Source organism: Pseudoalteromonas sp. AS84 (genome assembly GCF_038900255.1).
Taxonomy (GTDB): Bacteria; Pseudomonadota; Gammaproteobacteria; order Enterobacterales; family Alteromonadaceae; genus Pseudoalteromonas.
This window is the reverse complement of sequence record NZ_JBBMQY010000016.1, coordinates 28,320-45,298: the sequence shown is the minus strand read 5'-3', so window position 1 is coordinate 45,298 and position 16,979 is coordinate 28,320. Positions and strand designations below refer to the sequence as shown.

Annotated in this window: 17 protein-coding genes; 14 read left to right on the top strand and 3 right to left on the bottom strand. The window is 40.9% G+C overall.

All coding sequences use genetic code 11. The features are described 5' to 3' along the window. The first annotated feature begins 148 nt into the window (after positions 1-148). Complete coding sequence (locus tag WNY79_RS15280; protein ID WP_342876300.1) at positions 149-991, top strand: pirin family protein; 843 nt, start codon at positions 149-151, stop codon at positions 989-991. A gap of 21 nt (positions 992-1,012) precedes the next feature. Continuing rightward, positions 1,013-1,987 (top strand): glutathione S-transferase family protein, encoded by a 975-nt coding sequence (locus tag WNY79_RS15275; protein WP_342876299.1) that lies wholly within the window; start codon positions 1,013-1,015, stop codon positions 1,985-1,987. A 3-nt stretch (positions 1,988-1,990) separates the two neighbouring features. Here the strand turns inward: WNY79_RS15275 and WNY79_RS15270 are convergent, their stop codons facing one another. Genes WNY79_RS15270 through WNY79_RS15260 form a run of 3 tightly spaced genes read right to left on the bottom strand, consistent with a single transcriptional unit; the run spans position 1,991 to position 3,035 of the window. Then, positions 1,991-2,233 carry a hypothetical protein gene (locus WNY79_RS15270; protein ID WP_342876298.1) on the bottom strand — a complete coding sequence of 81 codons (243 nt, stop codon included), beginning with the start codon at positions 2,231-2,233 and terminating at the stop codon, positions 1,991-1,993. A 10-nt stretch (positions 2,234-2,243) separates the two neighbouring features. Then, complete coding sequence (locus WNY79_RS15265) at positions 2,244-2,690, bottom strand: hypothetical protein (protein ID WP_024590208.1); 447 nt, start codon at positions 2,688-2,690, stop codon at positions 2,244-2,246. 6 nt (positions 2,691-2,696) lie between these two features. Further along, positions 2,697-3,035 (bottom strand): DUF883 domain-containing protein, encoded by a 339-nt coding sequence (locus WNY79_RS15260; RefSeq protein ID WP_342876297.1) that lies wholly within the window; start codon positions 3,033-3,035, stop codon positions 2,697-2,699. Between the two features lie 499 nt (positions 3,036-3,534). On the opposite strand from WNY79_RS15260, the gene mraZ reads away from it, so the two are divergent. Genes mraZ through WNY79_RS15200 form a run of 12 tightly spaced genes read left to right on the top strand, consistent with a single transcriptional unit; the run spans position 3,535 to position 16,978 of the window. Then, on the top strand, positions 3,535-3,993 hold the full coding sequence (gene mraZ / locus WNY79_RS15255) for a division/cell wall cluster transcriptional repressor MraZ (RefSeq protein ID WP_007582904.1): 459 nt from the start codon (positions 3,535-3,537) through the stop codon (positions 3,991-3,993). Positions 3,994-4,021: 28 nt separating this feature from the next. Beyond that, complete coding sequence (gene rsmH / locus WNY79_RS15250; protein ID WP_076923708.1) at positions 4,022-4,960, top strand: 16S rRNA (cytosine(1402)-N(4))-methyltransferase RsmH; 939 nt, start codon at positions 4,022-4,024, stop codon at positions 4,958-4,960. Further along, a complete protein-coding gene (gene ftsL / locus WNY79_RS15245; RefSeq protein ID WP_007582915.1) occupies positions 4,957-5,283 on the top strand; it encodes a cell division protein FtsL in 327 nt (108 codons plus the stop codon). The genes rsmH and ftsL overlap by 4 nt, the downstream gene beginning before the upstream one ends. Then, positions 5,280-7,097 (top strand): penicillin-binding transpeptidase domain-containing protein, encoded by a 1,818-nt coding sequence (locus tag WNY79_RS15240; protein WP_342876296.1) that lies wholly within the window; start codon positions 5,280-5,282, stop codon positions 7,095-7,097. The genes ftsL and WNY79_RS15240 overlap by 4 nt, the downstream gene beginning before the upstream one ends. After that, positions 7,090-8,568: a UDP-N-acetylmuramoyl-L-alanyl-D-glutamate--2,6-diaminopimelate ligase gene (gene murE / locus WNY79_RS15235; RefSeq protein ID WP_342876295.1), complete on the top strand. Its 1,479-nt coding sequence runs from the start codon at positions 7,090-7,092 to the stop codon at positions 8,566-8,568. Before WNY79_RS15240 ends, murE begins: the two co-directional genes overlap by 8 nt. After that, the gene (gene murF / locus WNY79_RS15230; protein ID WP_342876294.1) at positions 8,565-9,947 is read left to right on the top strand and encodes a UDP-N-acetylmuramoyl-tripeptide--D-alanyl-D-alanine ligase; all 1,383 of its coding nucleotides are present in this window, start codon (positions 8,565-8,567) and stop codon (positions 9,945-9,947) included. The genes murE and murF overlap by 4 nt, the downstream gene beginning before the upstream one ends. Continuing rightward, positions 9,947-11,029, top strand: coding sequence for a phospho-N-acetylmuramoyl-pentapeptide-transferase (gene mraY / locus WNY79_RS15225; protein WP_024599287.1), 1,083 nt, complete (start codon positions 9,947-9,949; stop codon positions 11,027-11,029). The genes murF and mraY overlap by 1 nt, the downstream gene beginning before the upstream one ends. After that, on the top strand, positions 11,030-12,364 hold the full coding sequence (gene murD, locus WNY79_RS15220; RefSeq protein WP_342876293.1) for a UDP-N-acetylmuramoyl-L-alanine--D-glutamate ligase: 1,335 nt from the start codon (positions 11,030-11,032) through the stop codon (positions 12,362-12,364). Further along, positions 12,361-13,536, top strand: coding sequence for a cell division protein FtsW (gene ftsW / locus WNY79_RS15215; protein WP_024599289.1), 1,176 nt, complete (start codon positions 12,361-12,363; stop codon positions 13,534-13,536). Before murD ends, ftsW begins: the two co-directional genes overlap by 4 nt. Then, on the top strand, positions 13,533-14,609 hold the full coding sequence (murG, locus tag WNY79_RS15210; protein WP_342876292.1) for an undecaprenyldiphospho-muramoylpentapeptide beta-N-acetylglucosaminyltransferase: 1,077 nt from the start codon (positions 13,533-13,535) through the stop codon (positions 14,607-14,609). The genes ftsW and murG overlap by 4 nt, the downstream gene beginning before the upstream one ends. After that, positions 14,610-16,061, top strand: a complete 1,452-nt coding sequence (gene murC / locus WNY79_RS15205) for a UDP-N-acetylmuramate--L-alanine ligase (RefSeq protein WP_024599291.1) — start codon at positions 14,610-14,612, stop codon at positions 16,059-16,061. It abuts the gene before it with no gap. After that, positions 16,058-16,978 carry a D-alanine--D-alanine ligase gene (locus tag WNY79_RS15200; protein WP_076923701.1) on the top strand — a complete coding sequence of 307 codons (921 nt, stop codon included), beginning with the start codon at positions 16,058-16,060 and terminating at the stop codon, positions 16,976-16,978. Before murC ends, WNY79_RS15200 begins: the two co-directional genes overlap by 4 nt. Position 16,979: the final 1 nt, after the last annotated feature.

The window sequence follows — 16,979 nt, the reverse complement described above, 5'->3', positions numbered from 1 at the left end:
CCATAGTAATTATAAGGTTGAAAATATAACCAATGAATCATTATAGTTCTATTTTTTGGAATGTTAAGGTCGATTTAAAGACATAGTTGTTTTGTTTAATGAATGATTTAATAGCCTCATAAACTTATGCTTTAGAGTGAATTAAAAAATGAAAATATTAAAAATACTGACAGCTTATGCAACTCAAGATGGTGATGGCGTGAACATTAGCCGTATACCTGGGTTTGATGGTAAATACTTAGATCCATTTTTAATGATTGATGAACTTAAGTCAGACGACAAAAAAGAGTATATGGGAGGCTTTCCTGAGCATCCGCACCGAGGTATTGAAACGTTTACTTATATTCTAAAAGGTGGCTTTGAGCATCGTGACCAAATGGGTAACAGAGAAGCAATTAAAGCAGGCGATGTGCAATGGATGAGTACAGGGCGCGGCGTCATGCACAGTGAAATGCCACTCGCTGATGCTGTTGATGGTCTGCATGGCTTTCAAATTTGGATCAATATGCCAAGCGCACAAAAAATGCGTGATTCACGTTATCAAGATACTACTAAAAACCCAGCTCCGAGTTTTACAAATACACAAGGTGTGACGTTAAAAGCACTTGCGGGATCGTGGCAGTTCGAAAGTGAAACGCTTACAAGCACTCTGCAAAGTTTAGCTGCTAATGCAGCGCTCGCTGATATTACATTACCTGCTGGTAAAAGCATGGATTTAGAGCCTCTTAGCCAACAAAAAGTAATGCTTTATATTCATAGCGGCTCACTTATAACGAGCGACAATCAAACAATACCAGCGGGTAAGTTACTTATTTTAGAACCAGGCAGTGATATTAATATTAGCTCTGAGCACGGCGCTGGTGTATTGATTTTAGCAGGCGATCCACTTAATCAACCTATTGCTCATATGGGGCCGTTTGTAATGACGACTCAAGCTGAAGTACAGCAAGCGGTGCGTGATTATCAAAACGGCGAGTTCGGCAAAATTTAACAATATTTTTAGGAGAGTTTCATGGGATTATTAGTTAACGGTCAATGGCAAGATAAATGGTACGACACCGACTCAAGTAACGGTAAATTTGAGCGCGAAGCGGCGCAGTTACGCCATTGGATTACTGCTGATGGCAGTGCTGGAATAACCGGTGACGCAGGTTTTAAAGCACAAGCGAACAGGTATCATTTATATGTATCGCTAGCATGTCCTTGGGCTCACCGAACACTTATATTTAGAGCGTTAAAAGGGTTGGAAGAGTTAGTTACGGTATCGGTTGTTAGCCCTGATATGCTTGATAGTGGCTGGGGATTTGATACGAAAAACCACAGTACTGGCGATGCTTTATTTAATAGTAACTACTTACATCAAGTGTATACAAAAAGTAACTCAAAGTACTCCGGGCGAGTCACCGTACCCGTATTGTGGGATAAAAAGCTAAATAAAATTGTCAGTAATGAGTCTGCCGATATTATACGTATGTTCAATAGTGCATTTAATGAATTAACAGGTAATAAAGATGATTACTATCCTGAGGCGCTGCAACCAAAAATTGACGAATTAAACGCGCTGATTTATCCAAATATAAATAATGGTGTATATCGTACGGGTTTTGCAACAACTCAGGATGCTTATGAAGAGGCATTTAATGATTTATTTAAAGCGCTCAATAAAGTAGAGGGGATACTGAGCAGGCAGCGTTATTTAGCCACAAATGAACTCACAGAGGCAGATTGGCGATTATTCACCACGCTCATTCGGTTTGATAGTGTGTACGTAGGTCACTTTAAATGTAATTTACGCACAATTGAAAGCTATCCTTCACTGAGCGGATACCTTAGAGAGCTATATCAGGTTAAGGGAATAGCAGAGACAGTTGATTTTTATCATATTAAACGTCATTACTATTTTAGCCATACAATGATCAATCCAACACAAGTTGTGCCAAGTGGCCCAAGTATTAATTACTTATCCGATCACGGTAGAAATATTTAATGTTTAAGCAAATAGCTTAACAAGCCAGCCGTATTTCCTTACAAAGCTGGTTTCGCCTTTCCCTGCTTGTACAGCTGCACCGGCTAAAAAGGCACTTGTTAGTCCCACTTTAGTTGCGGCAAAACGCTTTAGCCTATATTGAAACGCTGCATGATGTTGGCGTTTCAGCTCACTGCGCGTATGCATTTGCTTGCTAAGAGCATCAACGTTTTCATTAGGTGCTTTAATTAAGTAGTTAACTAACATAGTAATTTCCTTATAAGTTAAACAGTTGTTTTAAGCTTTTAAGTGTTTTACTAAAGCCAATTTTATTGCTTAGGTAAACCGTATTTTTCCAAAGCCATGCTAAACAAGCAACTTGCAGCAAAGTAGCTGTTGCAATACTCAACCATACTGACCCAAAAAGATCATATACACCGTATCCAACAGCACCTAAAAATCCTGCCCACAACAAAACCAAACCACTGGCAAAACAGCCTAAAAATATAGTGATCAATGCAAGCGATCTGAGCGACAACCGCCATTCAGCCTTAGCAAGCTGATGGGTGATCTTTCCTTGAGTTTGGTAATCATCCTTGAGCTGCTTAGAGTACTCTAAAAGCTTTGCAATATGATCTTGCCAATCGTCCTTTTGGCTCTGCTGCTCAGTAGTTTGGTTTTGCGCTTCACCATCCTTGGCTGCGCTTGTTTGTGGGTTATTCATCACTAATTACTTACGACGAAATAGCGATGTAATCAGCATACCCGCAGCAAAAGCAATACCCGCTGTTGCTAATGGGTTTTCTGAAGCAAATGCACGAGTTTTAGCTGTACATTCACTTAACTTTTCGCGTGCAATAAGTTGTTTTTCACTTAATGCTTCTGCTGAGCTTGAAGCGCCTTTACGAACACTGCTTTCAGCTGTTGCTGCTTTGCTAGAAAGTGCATCTACAGCATCATGTGCCGCTGATGTTGCTTTCTCTGTAAGAGGTGATTCAGTATTTGTTAGTTTAACGTCAGGCTTAATATCTGAAGTTGTGTTTGGTTTCGTATTTGTTGCAGTAGCCATAATCAATCCTTAATAAGTTAAAAAATTTAAATAGTGATTTAGATAATGCAATGATTAAACCAAAACTGTTTTTTATTTTAAGTTGTTGAATGTGTTATATTTTATTGTTTGTATGTAGCTTTTTTCACATTTGATAATTTAAAGCAAACAGTAACTATTACTACACGGTTAGGTAAATTTTACAAAGGGAGTAAAAATGCTTAAAAAGTTGTAAATATTCATTGGTTATTCAGTAAGCAAAGCGTGTAAACAGAAAGTTATAAAAAACAGAATAGATATTTTTTTCATCACAATCCCACTTTTTCCCACATAATTCAAACGCTTCGCTTGAGCCCTTATTTTTTCTAGCTTTGGGACTCACTAAAGCTGGTCAGCTTACTTGACAAAATGGCTTGTCAAGCCCTAAACTGGAGCACTGTGGTAAAAAGTGGTTTTTAGTGGATCACACTGGATAAAAATAAACAAAAGTTGAATAAAACAATTTTAAAGTAGGTTTTTTATGTTTCGTGGCGCGAGTTCACTGAGTTTGGATGATAAGGGGCGTTTTGCGGTACCGACTAAGTACCGAGAATCTCTATTGTCTGAAGATCAGGGAACGGTTATTTGTACCGTCGCATTAAATGAGCCGTGTTTATGGTTGTATCCGCTGGCTGAGTGGCTCGAAATAGAAAGCCGTTTAGCTAAAATCTCCAATATGAACCCACGAGCCCGTCGAATGCAGCGTATGTTGCTCGGGAATGCTACTGAATATCAACTTGATAAAAATGGTCGAATTTTGCTTGCGCCGTCACTGCGGGCTCATGCATCACTTGGCAAAAAAATCATGCTAGTTGGTTTGATGAATAAATTTGAAATTTGGGATGAGGCGCGTTGGCACGAACAAATGCAGCAAGATACCGAGCTTGAAAGGCTTGGCGATTTTGAGCCTAACCAAGATTTAGATAATTTTACACTCTAACAGCACAAAAAAAGGCAAATAATAGCTAATGACAGCGCAATTTGAACACGTATCCGTATTAATGGACGAAACCATCGATGCCCTCGCAATTAAGCCAGACGGTATATACATGGATGGTACGTTTGGACGTGGCGGCCACTCTGGACAAATTTTAGCACGCCTTGGTGATGAAGGTCGCCTGCAAGCAATTGACCAAGATCCACAAGCGATAAAATCAGCCGAAAAATTTGCTGATGATCCACGTTTTGCGATTGCACATACTCGTTTCTCAAATTTATACGAAGTAGCTGAGCAGAACGATCTAATTGGTAAAGTGGATGGCATTTTATTAGACATTGGTGTCTCGTCGCCACAACTTGATGACGCTGCACGTGGCTTTAGCTTCATGAAAGATGGGCCACTTGATATGCGCATGGACCCAACAACAGGTCGTAGTGCAGCACAGTGGTTAGCAGAAGCCGAGTTAGATGATATTACCCACGTAATTAAAAAACTGGGCGAAGAAAAGTTTGGTAAACGCATTGCACACAAAGTACTCGAAGTTCGTGAGCACACGCCAATTACAACAACAAAGCAACTTGCTGACCTTGTTGATGAAGCAGTACCGGTAAAAGATAAGTTTAAGCACCCTGCAACTCGTACTTTTCAGGCGATTCGTATTTACATTAATAGCGAGCTTGAAGAGATTCAAACAGCGCTACAGTCTGCAGTTAAAGTGCTAAAGCCAGGCGGACGTTTAGTGGTGATTTCTTTTCACTCACTAGAGGATCGTATTGTAAAACAGTTTATTAGAAAACAGAGTAGGGGAGAAGTGTTACCCAGAGGTCTGCCTTTAACTGATGCACAAATAAATAAAAACCTGACGTTAAAAGCAGTGGGTAAGGCTATTAAGCCAAGTACTGTTGAAGTAGAACGTAATCCACGTTCTCGTAGTTCTGTACTTAGGATTGCACAGAGGTTGGGATGAGTAAAAAAGCGAGCTATCGTCAACCCAATTTATTCTTTGAAATATTAAAAGGCCTAGGTGCTAACAAGCTAACCTCGGCCTTGTTGGTTGTGATATTCGCTTCTAGTTTAGCTGTTGTGCAAACAACACATTTAGCTCGTGGGCAACTTATAAAGCAAGATCAATTATTACAAGAACGTGATGAACTCGATTTAGAGTGGCGCTACTTACTTGTTGAAGAAGAATTTTATTCGCAACATGCACGCATTGAAGAAGTTGCTATATCACAATTAAAAATGAAACGACCTACGAGTCAAGATGAGCAGGTAATAATAGTACAATGAGAAATAGAGGCAAAAAACCAGTCACTAATTTAATCACATGGCGCTTTATGCTGGTGTGTACAGTTGTGTTTATGGTGTTTGTAACACTCGTATCTCGCGCTGCTTATTTACAAGTGATAGAACCCGATAAAGCACGTTCAGAAAGTGATAAGCGCACGGTACGTGTTGAAAAACTGCATGTGCAACGCGGAATGATTTTTGACCGCAATGGTAAAGAATTAGCGGTAAGTGTGCCTGTGGTAAGTGTATATGCTGATCCTAAAGCATTACATAAATCGCTTGTTTCTAAAGTAATCAAACAAGCACGCAAAAGCGGCGAAGATCACTTATCTTTAACTGAAAACACTGCTGAGCTTGATAAGCGTACTGCACTTTATTATAGAAACGATTTACGCTGGCGTGAGCTTGCAGATGTGCTGCGGATTGATCCTAAAAAGATTAATTCTCGACTTTTAAACGATCCTTCGCGTCGCTTTGTGTATTTAAAGCGCCAAGTTACTCCTGCTGTAGCAAATTATATTGGTGATTTACGCCTCCCTGGTATCCATTTACTAGATGAATCTAAACGCTACTACCCTGCAGGTGAAGTTACCGCGCATGTTATTGGTTTTACCAATATCGATGGCAAAGGCATTGAAGGCATTGAAAAGCTCTACGAAAACGCTTTAACGGGTGAGGAAGGCCGCCGTACCATTCGTAAAGACGCACAAGGGCGTGAGGTAGAAGTACTTGACGAACGTGAACGTGTAGAGCCAGAAAGCATAGAACTAAGTATTGATCAACGAATTCAAGCTATTGCATACAAGGCTGTAAAATCAGCTGTATTGACTTATAAAGCCACATCGGGCTCAGCTATGGTCGTTGATGTTAAAACCGGTGAAGTACTGGCAATGGTAAATAGCCCTTCATTTAATCCAAACAACTTAAGCGATGCTGCACCTCATAAGCGTCGTAACCGCGCAATTACAGATTTGTTTGAACCAGGCTCAACTGTTAAGCCTCTAGCCATTTTGGCTGGGCTAGACTACGGCGCCATTCAGGCAGATGACACGATTGATACCTACCCAGGTTGGATGCGTTTAGGTGGTAGTTTAGTTAGAGATACTCGTAATCACGGCGAACTAACACTGCGCGAAATATTAAAGTACTCCTCAAACATGGGAGTTGCGAAGGTTACTCAGTTAGTGCCTAAAGATTACCTTGTTGGCTTATACCAAAAAGTAGGCTTTGGCAGTGATACTGGTACTGGAATGGTAGGTGAAAGCAGTGGTTTGTTTTATCCAAATCGCCGTTGGTCTGACTTTGAAATTGCGACTTTATCGTTTGGTTATGCGATTTCGGTAAGTACAGCGCAAATGGCACGTTTTTATACCATGTTAGGCGCTGGTGGGGTTAATCGACCTCTGACTATTTTAAAGCAAGATAATATACCTGAAGGCGAACGTATTTTTAAACAAAAAGACGTAGAAGCCGTAGTGCACATGATGGAAAGTGTATTTGAAAAAGACGGTACTGCTCGCAACATAAAAGTTGATGGGTATCGTGCAGCTGGTAAAACAGGTACATCTAAAAAAGCCGTAGCAGGTGGTTATGGTGATGAATATGTAGGTTATTTTGCAGGTGTAGCGCCGGCAAGTAATCCTCGTTTAGCCGTGGTAGTTATGATTAATGAACCAGGTGGTGATGTGTACTATGGAGGTGCCACCGCTGGCCCTGCATTTGCAGAAATCATCTCTAACGCATTAAGAATATTAAACGTAGCGCCTGACAAGGAAGAGGTTGCATACGTACAAGGTAAAGATAACGATGCGTGATTTAAAGGATATTTTAAAATACATCGAAATAGATGCGCCCTCGCAACTGGTAAAACATTTACGCCTAGATAGTCGTGAAGTAACGCCAGGTGATGTATTTGTTGCAATTAAAGGCCATGCACTTGATGGCGGACAATTTATTAGTAAAGCAATTGAAAATGGCGCAACAGCTATTATTGCTGACAGATTATGTGAATTTGAAACAAGTTTTGAGCCACTATATTTAGTTTCGGAGCTTGATAAAAAGCTTCCAGAATTAGCAAGTCGCTTTTATAACCAGCCAAGTCAGGCTCTTGATTTAATTGGTGTAACAGGTACAAATGGGAAATCGACGACCACAGCTATGATTGCCCACTTAGCACAATTTTGTAGTACTGAGTCGGCTATTATAGGCACTTTAGGTTATGGTCATCCTGATAACTTAATTCCACTGATTAATACCACACCTTCAACGGTTGATTTACAGCATATTTTGAGCGATTTAAATTCGCAGCATAAAAAGCTGGTAGCTATGGAAGTGTCATCTCATGGGTTAGTGCAGCAGCGCGTTGCTAAATGCGCGTTTAAAGCGGCTGTGTTTACTAATCTTTCGCGCGATCACTTAGATTACCATGGTGATATGGCAAGTTACGGTGATGCGAAACTAATGCTTTTCCGTGACTTTGAGCCAGAGGTTGTAGTGCTTAATCAAGATGATGCTCAAGCTGAGCAATGGCTTGAAAAGTATGACTTTAATAACCTAGTTTGTTATGGCCGCAAAAACTTAGCCCCTAAGAATGCTCAGTACGTTTATTTTTCTAATGTTGAATATTCAAGTGACGGTATTTCGGCGCAGTTATCGACTAGTTGGGGTGATATGTCGATTAAATCGCCTCTGTTTGGCGAATTCAACTTATATAACTTAACGGCCGCGATCGCTACATTACTAGGGCTTGGTTATCCGCTTGAGCAATTAGTTTCAGGTTGTGCGCAGTTACAGCCAGTAGCTGGGCGAATGCAAGCATTTAGCCAAGCAGGCATGCCAACGTGTGTTGTTGATTACGCACATACACCCGATGCACTTGCACTTGCATTACAAGCATTGCAGCAACATGTGCCAGGTGGTGTAAGTTGTGTATTTGGTTGTGGTGGTGACAGAGACAAAGGAAAGCGTGCATTGATGGCGCAAGCCGCAGAGCAAAACGCTAATAAAGTTATTATTACCAGTGATAACCCTCGCTCAGAAAACCCTGATGACATTATTGCAGATGTAGCAGCCGGTTTAACCCATCCTCAAAATGCACATTTAGAGGCTGATAGAGCGACTGCAATTCGTTTTGCTATAGAAAACGCTACAGCTGATGACGTTATTTTGATTGCAGGTAAAGGCCACGAAGATTATCAAATTGTAGGTGATACGCGAATCGACTTTTGCGATCGCCGGTATGTACAAGAACAACTAAAAAAAGCAGTAAGAGGGATAACACAATGATCCCAATGGATTTTGATTGGTTAGCTAATGTGCTAACAACCGATTATCAAGGTGATAATCAACGCGTACTTAATATAAATACTGATACTCGTACAGTGTGCGATGGCGAAGTGTTTTTAGCACTGAAAGGGCCAAATTTTGATGGTCATAAATTTATAACTGAGGCTAAACAAAAAGGCGCGATTGGCGTTGTTGTTCAGCATAAAGTAGATGTAGATATTCCACAATTTATAGTGACCGATACTCGTATTGCACTTGGTGTAATTGGGACTGCTGTTATGGCGCAAGTTGCGCCTAAAACAATTGCAATTACAGGTAGTGTAGGCAAAACAACTGTAAAAGAAATGTGTGCGGCAATTTTGTCGGTTCACGGTGATGTATTAGCCACTAAAGGTAATTTTAATAACGATATAGGCGTCCCACTTACGTTATTGCGCTTAGAGCCTCAACATCGTTTTGCAGTAATTGAACTGGGTGCAAATCACTTAGGTGAAATTGCTTACACCACTGCAATGACAAAACCAGATGTAGCCGTTGTATGTAATGTTGCAGCAGCTCACTTAGAGGGTTTTGGTAGTTTAATGGGGGTTGCAAAAGCTAAAGGTGAGATTTTTGACGGCCTTGTAGATGACGGCGTTGCTATTGTTAACTGCGATAGTGAATTTAGCCCGTATTGGCTTGATAAACTTAAAGGACGTAATGTTAAACGTTTTTCTACAACCGAAAAGCTAGACATTTGGGCAGAGAACATCACGCTTGATGACAATGCGCGTGCAAGCTTTACGCTTTGCACTAAAAACAAACAAGTACCCGTTACTTTGGCACTACCTGGTAAGCACAATATTAGTAATGCACTTATCGCTGCTGCACTGACTAGTGAATTTGATGTAACCCTTGAAGAAATAGCCAATGCACTTGCCACAATGGGTGATGTAAAAGGGCGCGTTAATTTGATTGAAGTGTCTGACTTACTCACCGTGGTTGATGATACCTATAATGCCAATGTTAAGTCGGTAAAAGCTGCGATTGACTTATTAAGTGACATGCAAGGTCACCGCATTTTAGCACTCGGAGACATGGGTGAGCTAGGTGAAGATGCACGTAAGTACCATCAAGAAGTTGGCGAGTACGCACTTGAGCAAGGGATTGATGAGTTATTTACATTAGGTGTATTAAGTAAATACGCAAGTGATGTGTTTGAACTCCCTAATCGTCACTTTTCGAGTCGCGAACAGATGCAGCAAAAAATTCAAGAAAGTATTAATAAAGTGAATACTAAAACAACAATAGTAGTGAAAGGATCGCGCAGTTCTCGCATGGAATTATTAGTAACCGATTTAGTTAATGGCCAGCAACAAGCCATCAATGGAGTATCATAATGTTAGTTTGGCTGGCAGAGTATTTAACACAGTATTTTAGTGGTTTTCATGTTTTTTCGTATTTAACGCTACGTGCCATTTTAGGTATTTTAACTGCGCTAATTATGTCTCTTTATTTAGGGCCTAAGTTAATTCGTGGTTTGCAACGTATGCAAATAGGCCAAACAGTTCGAGACGATGGTCCGCAATCGCATTTGTCTAAGTCGGGTACACCGACTATGGGTGGCTTACTTATTTTAGCGGCTATTTTTACCAGCACGCTACTTTGGGCCGATTTATCAAATAAATACGTGTGGGCAACACTGTTTGTAATTGGCTCTTTAGGTATTGTTGGCTTTGTTGATGATTACCGTAAAGTTATTCGTAAAGATCCAAAAGGTTTAATTGCTAAGTGGAAGTACTTTTGGCAATCGGTCATTGCATTAGTTGTTGCTACTGCTTTGTACTTTACCAGTGCACAAGCATCTGAAACATCACTTGTTGTTCCATTTTTTAAAGACGTGTTACCGCAATTAGGTTTGTTTTATATCGTACTTACGTATTTTGCGATAGTAGGTACATCAAACGCGGTAAACCTGACCGATGGCTTAGATGGCTTGGCGATTGTGCCAATTATTTTGGTGGCTGCGGCATTGGCAATTATTGCTTACTTAACAGGTAATATTAACTTTTCGGCTTACTTACATATTCCACATTTACCGCTAGCGAGTGAGCTTGTGGTTGTGTGTACTGCCATTGTGGGCGCAGGGCTTGGCTTTTTATGGTTTAACACTTACCCAGCACAAGTATTTATGGGCGATGTTGGCTCATTAGCACTTGGTGGCGCATTAGGTATTATTGCTGTTTTAGTACGCCAAGAGTTACTGCTTATTATTATGGGCGGTGTATTTGTAATGGAAGCGCTATCGGTAATATTACAAGTGGGGTCGTATAAATTACGGGGACAACGCATTTTTAGAATGGCGCCAATTCACCATCATTACGAATTAAAAGGTTGGCCAGAGCCTCGCGTTATTGTGCGCTTTTGGATTATTTCTGTTGTGCTAGTGCTTACTGGCTTAGCTACTTTAAAGATTCGATAAATGCAGTATTTAAACGAGATAAAAAACAAACAAATAACAGTGCTCGGACTCGGTGTAACCGGTCTGGGCATTGTGCGTTTTCTATTATCTCATGGCCTTGCCCCCAAGGTCGTTGATAGCCGAGCAACCCCGCCGGGGATTGATTGGTTAAAAGAGCACGCGCCAACTCTAGATACCCATTTTGGTAATTTGGATGACGCAGAGCTTTGTTTAAGCGATATGATTATTATAAGCCCTGGGCTTAGCTTAAAAATACCAGCTGTTGCAAATGCAATTAACGCAGGTGTTGAAGTGATTGGTGACGTTGAGTTATTTGCGCGCATTAATACAAAATCTGTCGTTGCAGTAACGGGCTCTAACGGTAAGTCAACCGTGGTTACGCTCGCTTATGAAGTGTTAAAAGAAGCCGGCTATAAAGTTGCTTTGGGTGGGAATATTGGCACAGCGGTACTTGATTTACTCAATGATGATTTTGATGTTTATGTACTTGAGTTATCGAGTTTTCAGTTAGATACCACAACGAGTTTAAAACCAGTAAGTGCAACGGTATTAAATGTGTCAGAAGATCATCTTGACCGCTACGATAGTTACCAAGCTTATATAGATTCAAAGCTTAGTATTTATGGCGGTGCAGAGCTTGTTGTTGTCAATGCAGACGACATTCAAACACGTCCTGTTGAGCGCGGTACGGCTCCTCTAATTAGCTTTGGTGCTCAACAAGGTGATTACCATTTAGCACAGCACAATGGCGAAACTCACTTTATGGTTAAAGGCGATGCCTTTTTACCTGTTGATACGCTTGCGGTAGTGGGTAAGCACAATTATTTAAATACGCTTGCAGTAATGGCGCTCTTAAGCTCGTTTGAAGTAAGTAAAGAGCAATATAAAAATGCGTTAGGTCAATTTAATGGGTTGGCTCATCGCTGCCAATTTATAGCAGAGCTTAACTGTGTTAAGTATTTTAACGATTCGAAGGCTACCAATGTTGGAGCAACCATTGCTGCAATAGATAGTTTAGCAAGTGACGGTGAAAATCTGATTGTGATTGCTGGTGGCGATGCTAAAGGCGCTGATTTAAATGCGCTTAAACCTTACATAAAACAGCATGTAAAAGCATTAATTTGTTTTGGTAAAGATGCAAGTGACTTAGCTGCGATTACCAATAAGAGTTATTTAACTAACAATATGGAAGAAGCCGTTACTTTGGCCAAAGTACTTAGTAGTGCAGGCAATATTGTTTTATTAGCACCTGCATGTGCCAGCATTGATATGTATAACAACTATATGCAACGTGGTGATGACTTCGTTCAGTGTGTAATGGCAGGGCAATCATGATTGCTTTTGCCGATATAAGAGATGCGTTAACACCTAAGCCTTCAGGGCAGTTATACGATGTGCCGCTATTATACTGCGTAATAATGCTAATTGGTGTTGGTTTTATCATGGTAACCAGTGCATCAATGCCTACCGCAGAGCGACTATTTGATGACCCGTACCATATTACCATTCGCCACAGCATGTTTTTGGCGATGGCTTTTGTGCTTTTTTGGATAAGCGTTTGCGTGCCAATGGAGTGGTGGAAACGTTCAAACCCTTACCTATTAATACTGGGTATGGTGCTATTAATAGCAGTATTGATTATTGGTCGTGAAGTGAACGGCGCTAAACGATGGATACCTATTGGACCTGTTGGTTTTCAGGTTGCTGAGGCTGCTAAGTTATACTTTTTTAGTTATATAGCTGGTTACTTAGTAAGAAAACGCGAAGAAGTACAAGAAAATATTAAAGGCTTTGCAAAGCCAATAGCAGTATTTGCAGTGTATGCATTGCTTATTTTACTACAGCCCGATTTAGGCACAGTAGTTGTTATGTTTGTAACAACGGTTGGCTTGCTGTTTTTAGCTGGTGCTAAGTTATGGCAGTTTTTTGTACTTATTTTAACGGGCGTGGGTCTGGTTGTATTACTAATTATTGTTGAACCATATCGAATGGCGCGTGTTGTAGGCTTTTTAGACCCTTGGGATGATCCTTTTGGTAAAGGTTATCAGTTGGTGCAATCACTAATGGCGTATAGCCAAGGTGGTTGGTTTGGTCAAGGCTTAGGTAACAGCGTACAAAAACTACAATACTTACCTGAAGCGCATAACGATTTTATTTTTGCCGTTATAGGTGAAGAGCTTGGCTTAATAGGCGTTGTAAGTATTTTAACTGTATTAGCTACTTTAGTATTTAGAGCCTTATTAATAGGTCAACAAGCGCTTAAATGCGGTAAGGAATACGAAGGCTACTTTTCATTTGCCATTGGTATTTGGTTTGCATTTCAAACCATGGTGAATGTAGGTGCAAGCGCGGGTATTTTACCAACGAAGGGCTTAACCCTGCCGTTTATTTCTTATGGCGGCTCAAGCTTATTAATTATGACGATTGCCACGGGTATTTTATTGCGCGTAGATTTTGAAACCAAAATGGCAACCAAACAAGCCACCTCACGCGGAGGTAAGCGATGAGTAAAAAATTAGTAGTAGTGGCTGGTGGAACTGGCGGGCATATTTTTCCTGGCATTGCAGTGGCCGATTATTTAAAGCAGCAGGGCTGGCAAGTCAGCTGGATTGGCACTCCTGATCGAATGGAAGCAAGTGTTGTTCCTAAGCATGGCATTGATATTGATTTCATTAATGTTAAAGGTGTTCGTGGCAATGGGTTAAAACGTCTCATTAAAGCCCCATTCATGGTACTTAATGCAATATTGCAAGCGCGTAAGGTATTGAAAGAACAGCGCCCGGATGTAGTACTTGCAATGGGCGGTTATGTTACGGGTCCAACGGGAATTGCAGCAAAAAGTTTAGGTATCCCGCTAGTTATTCACGAGCAAAATGCTGTAGCCGGTATGAGCAATAAATGGCTTGCTAAGTTTGCTACACGCGTATTAGCAGCATTTCCAAGTGCGTTTGCACAAGGCCAAGCTGAGCTAGTAGGTAATCCAGTTCGTCAAAGTGTTATGGATATAGTCAAACGCGATGTATCAAGCCCTATTAATATTTTAGTGGTTGGTGGGTCGCTTGGTGCACAAGTGCTTAATCAGACGTTACCAGAAGCATTTAAAGGCCTTAGTAATACAGCTCCAATAAATGTGTGGCATCAAACAGGTAAAGGTCATTTACCCACTGTAGAAGCAGCTTATAAAGCGCATGGTTTAGCGGGCGATAATACAAAAATAGCTGAATTTATTGATGATATGGACGCAGCATATAGCTGGGCTGATATTGTTGTTTGTCGTGCAGGTGCGTTAACTGTTAGCGAAATCGCAGCGGCAGGTAAAATGGCTGTTTTTGTCCCGTTTCCTCATGCGGTGGACGACCACCAAACAGCGAATGCACAGTATTTGGTAATGGCAAATGGGGCACTATTAATGCCGCAAGGGCAGTTTAATAAACAATCAATTATTGAACTATTAAGCCCGTATTTAGCCCAACCTTCATTAATTACTGAAATGGCTACAAATGCAAAAAAACAAGCCATTTTAGATGCCACAGCAAGCGTAGCTACGCACTGTGAGCAAGTAACAAATAAGAGAAAATAAGTGAAAGAGATATCAGTACAAGAAAAGCATACACGCCCTGCAATGCGCCGAATAGAAACCATCCACTTTATCGGTATTGGTGGAGCTGGTATGGGCGGGATTGCTGAAGTACTCGCATTTGAAGGCTACCGTATTACAGGTTCTGACATTGCTCATAGCGCTATGACAGATCGTTTAATTAAAGCCGGTGCTGAAGTATTTATTGGCCATCATGAAAATAACGTGAAAGATGCCAATGTAGTGGTTGTTTCAAGCGCGATTGATGAAACAAACCCTGAAATTATTGCCGCTAAAGCAGCAAGAGTTCCCGTTGTACGCCGTGCAGAAATGCTTGCTGAACTAATGCGTTTTCGTCACGGCATAGCCATTGCGGGTACGCATGGTAAAACAACAACAACGAGCTTAATTGCAAGCATTTATGGACAAGCAGGCCTTGATCCAACGTTTATTATTGGTGGCTTGTTAAACAGCGCAGGTAGTAACGCAAAAGTAGGTAAAAGCGATTTTTTAATTGCAGAAGCAGATGAAAGCGATGCGTCGTTTTTACACTTACAGCCAATGGTATCGGTGATAACAAATATCGAAGAAGATCACATGGATACTTACGGTGGTAGTCTTGAAAAGATGAAAGACACCTATGTAGATTTTATTCATAACTTGCCATTTTATGGTTTAGCCGTTGTATGTATTGACTCTGAAGTTGCTGCTGAGCTTATTCCGCGCTTTGGTCGCCCAGTTATCACGTATGGTGAATCGAAGGATGCTGATTACCGCATGAGCGACTTTAGCCAATCAGCTAATACATGCACATTTACAGTAACTAACAAGCAAGGTGAGTGTTTAACTGCCACGTTGAATATGCCAGGTAGACATAACGCACTTAATGCAACCGCTGCAATTGCTGTGGCAAAAGATCAAAACATTGCGAACCATGCAATTTTAGAAGCGCTGCAGAAGTTTGAGGGTATTGGTCGTCGTTTTCAACACTATGGTGAATTTGAAAACGAGCGTGGCAATGTGATGTTAGTTGATGATTACGGGCATCACCCTTCAGAAGTTGCAGCAACAATTGCAGCAGTACGTGAAGGATGGCCAGATAAGCGTTTAGTAATGGTATATCAACCTCATAGGTTTTCTCGTACACGTGATTTATACGAAGATTTTGTAAAAGTACTTGCTGATGTAGATCAGTTGCTATTGCTTGATGTGTATAGCGCTGGTGAAGATCCAATTGTTGGCGCAGACAGCAAAAGCTTATGCCGTAGCCTTCGTCAACGTGGCAAAGAGCCGCTGCATGTGGCAACAAATGCAGAACTTGCTGGCGTTTTGGCCGCAAATTTACAAAATAATGATTTAGTATTAACTCAAGGCGCTGGTAATATAGGTCAGTTAGTTAAAACATTAGCTGCGACGGGTATGTCGATAGAAAAACTTAAGCAAGGTGAAGTATGACTCAGGTAAACACACAATTTGGTAAAGTAGCGGTACTGCTAGGTGGTAACTCAGCAGAACGTGAAGTGTCTTTACGATCGGGTCAAGCTGTTTTAAATGCACTGCAAAATAGTGGTATTGATGCAATTGCATTTGACCCACAAAGTCGTTCTTTGTGGGAATTAAAAGAATTAAATGTAGAGCGTGTTTTTATTGCTTTGCATGGGCGTGGTGGCGAAGACGGAACTGTACAAGGTGCGCTTGAATTTATGAACTTGCCTTACACGGGCAGTAATGTACTAGGTTCAGCACTTGCTATGGATAAAGTACGTTGTAAACACTTATTTAAATCAGCGGGATTAAGCACCGCACCTTATGCCGTAGTTGATGCCAAAAAAGGCTTTGATGCTGCAGCTATTATGGGTGAGTTTAAAAAGGTAATGGTTAAGCCATCGCACGAAGGCTCAAGTATAGGTATGGCACAAGCAAGTACAGTACAAGAACTTGAAGATGCATTAGCTAATGCATTTAAGTTTGATAACCAAGTGCTTGTAGAGCAGTGGATCACGGGACGTGAGTTTACAATCACAGTGCTTGGCGACGAAGTACAACCAGTCATTGAAATGACGACACCAAATGGTTTTTACGACTACCAAGCTAAGTATCAATCAAATACTACGCAGTATCATTGCCCTGCAGATTTGTCAGAGCAAGATACTAAGTACTTACAAGCTATCTCACTAGATGCTTTTGATTTAGTGGGTGCAAGCGGCTGGGGCCGTGTTGATGCGATGCAAGACGAGCAGGGTAATTTTTATCTCCTTGAAGTAAATACAGTACCAGGCATGACTGAAAAATCGTTAGTACCAATGGCTGCAAAAGCGAATGGGGCAACTTTTGAACAATTAGTTGTTCGCATTTTAGAGCAAACGCTTTAAT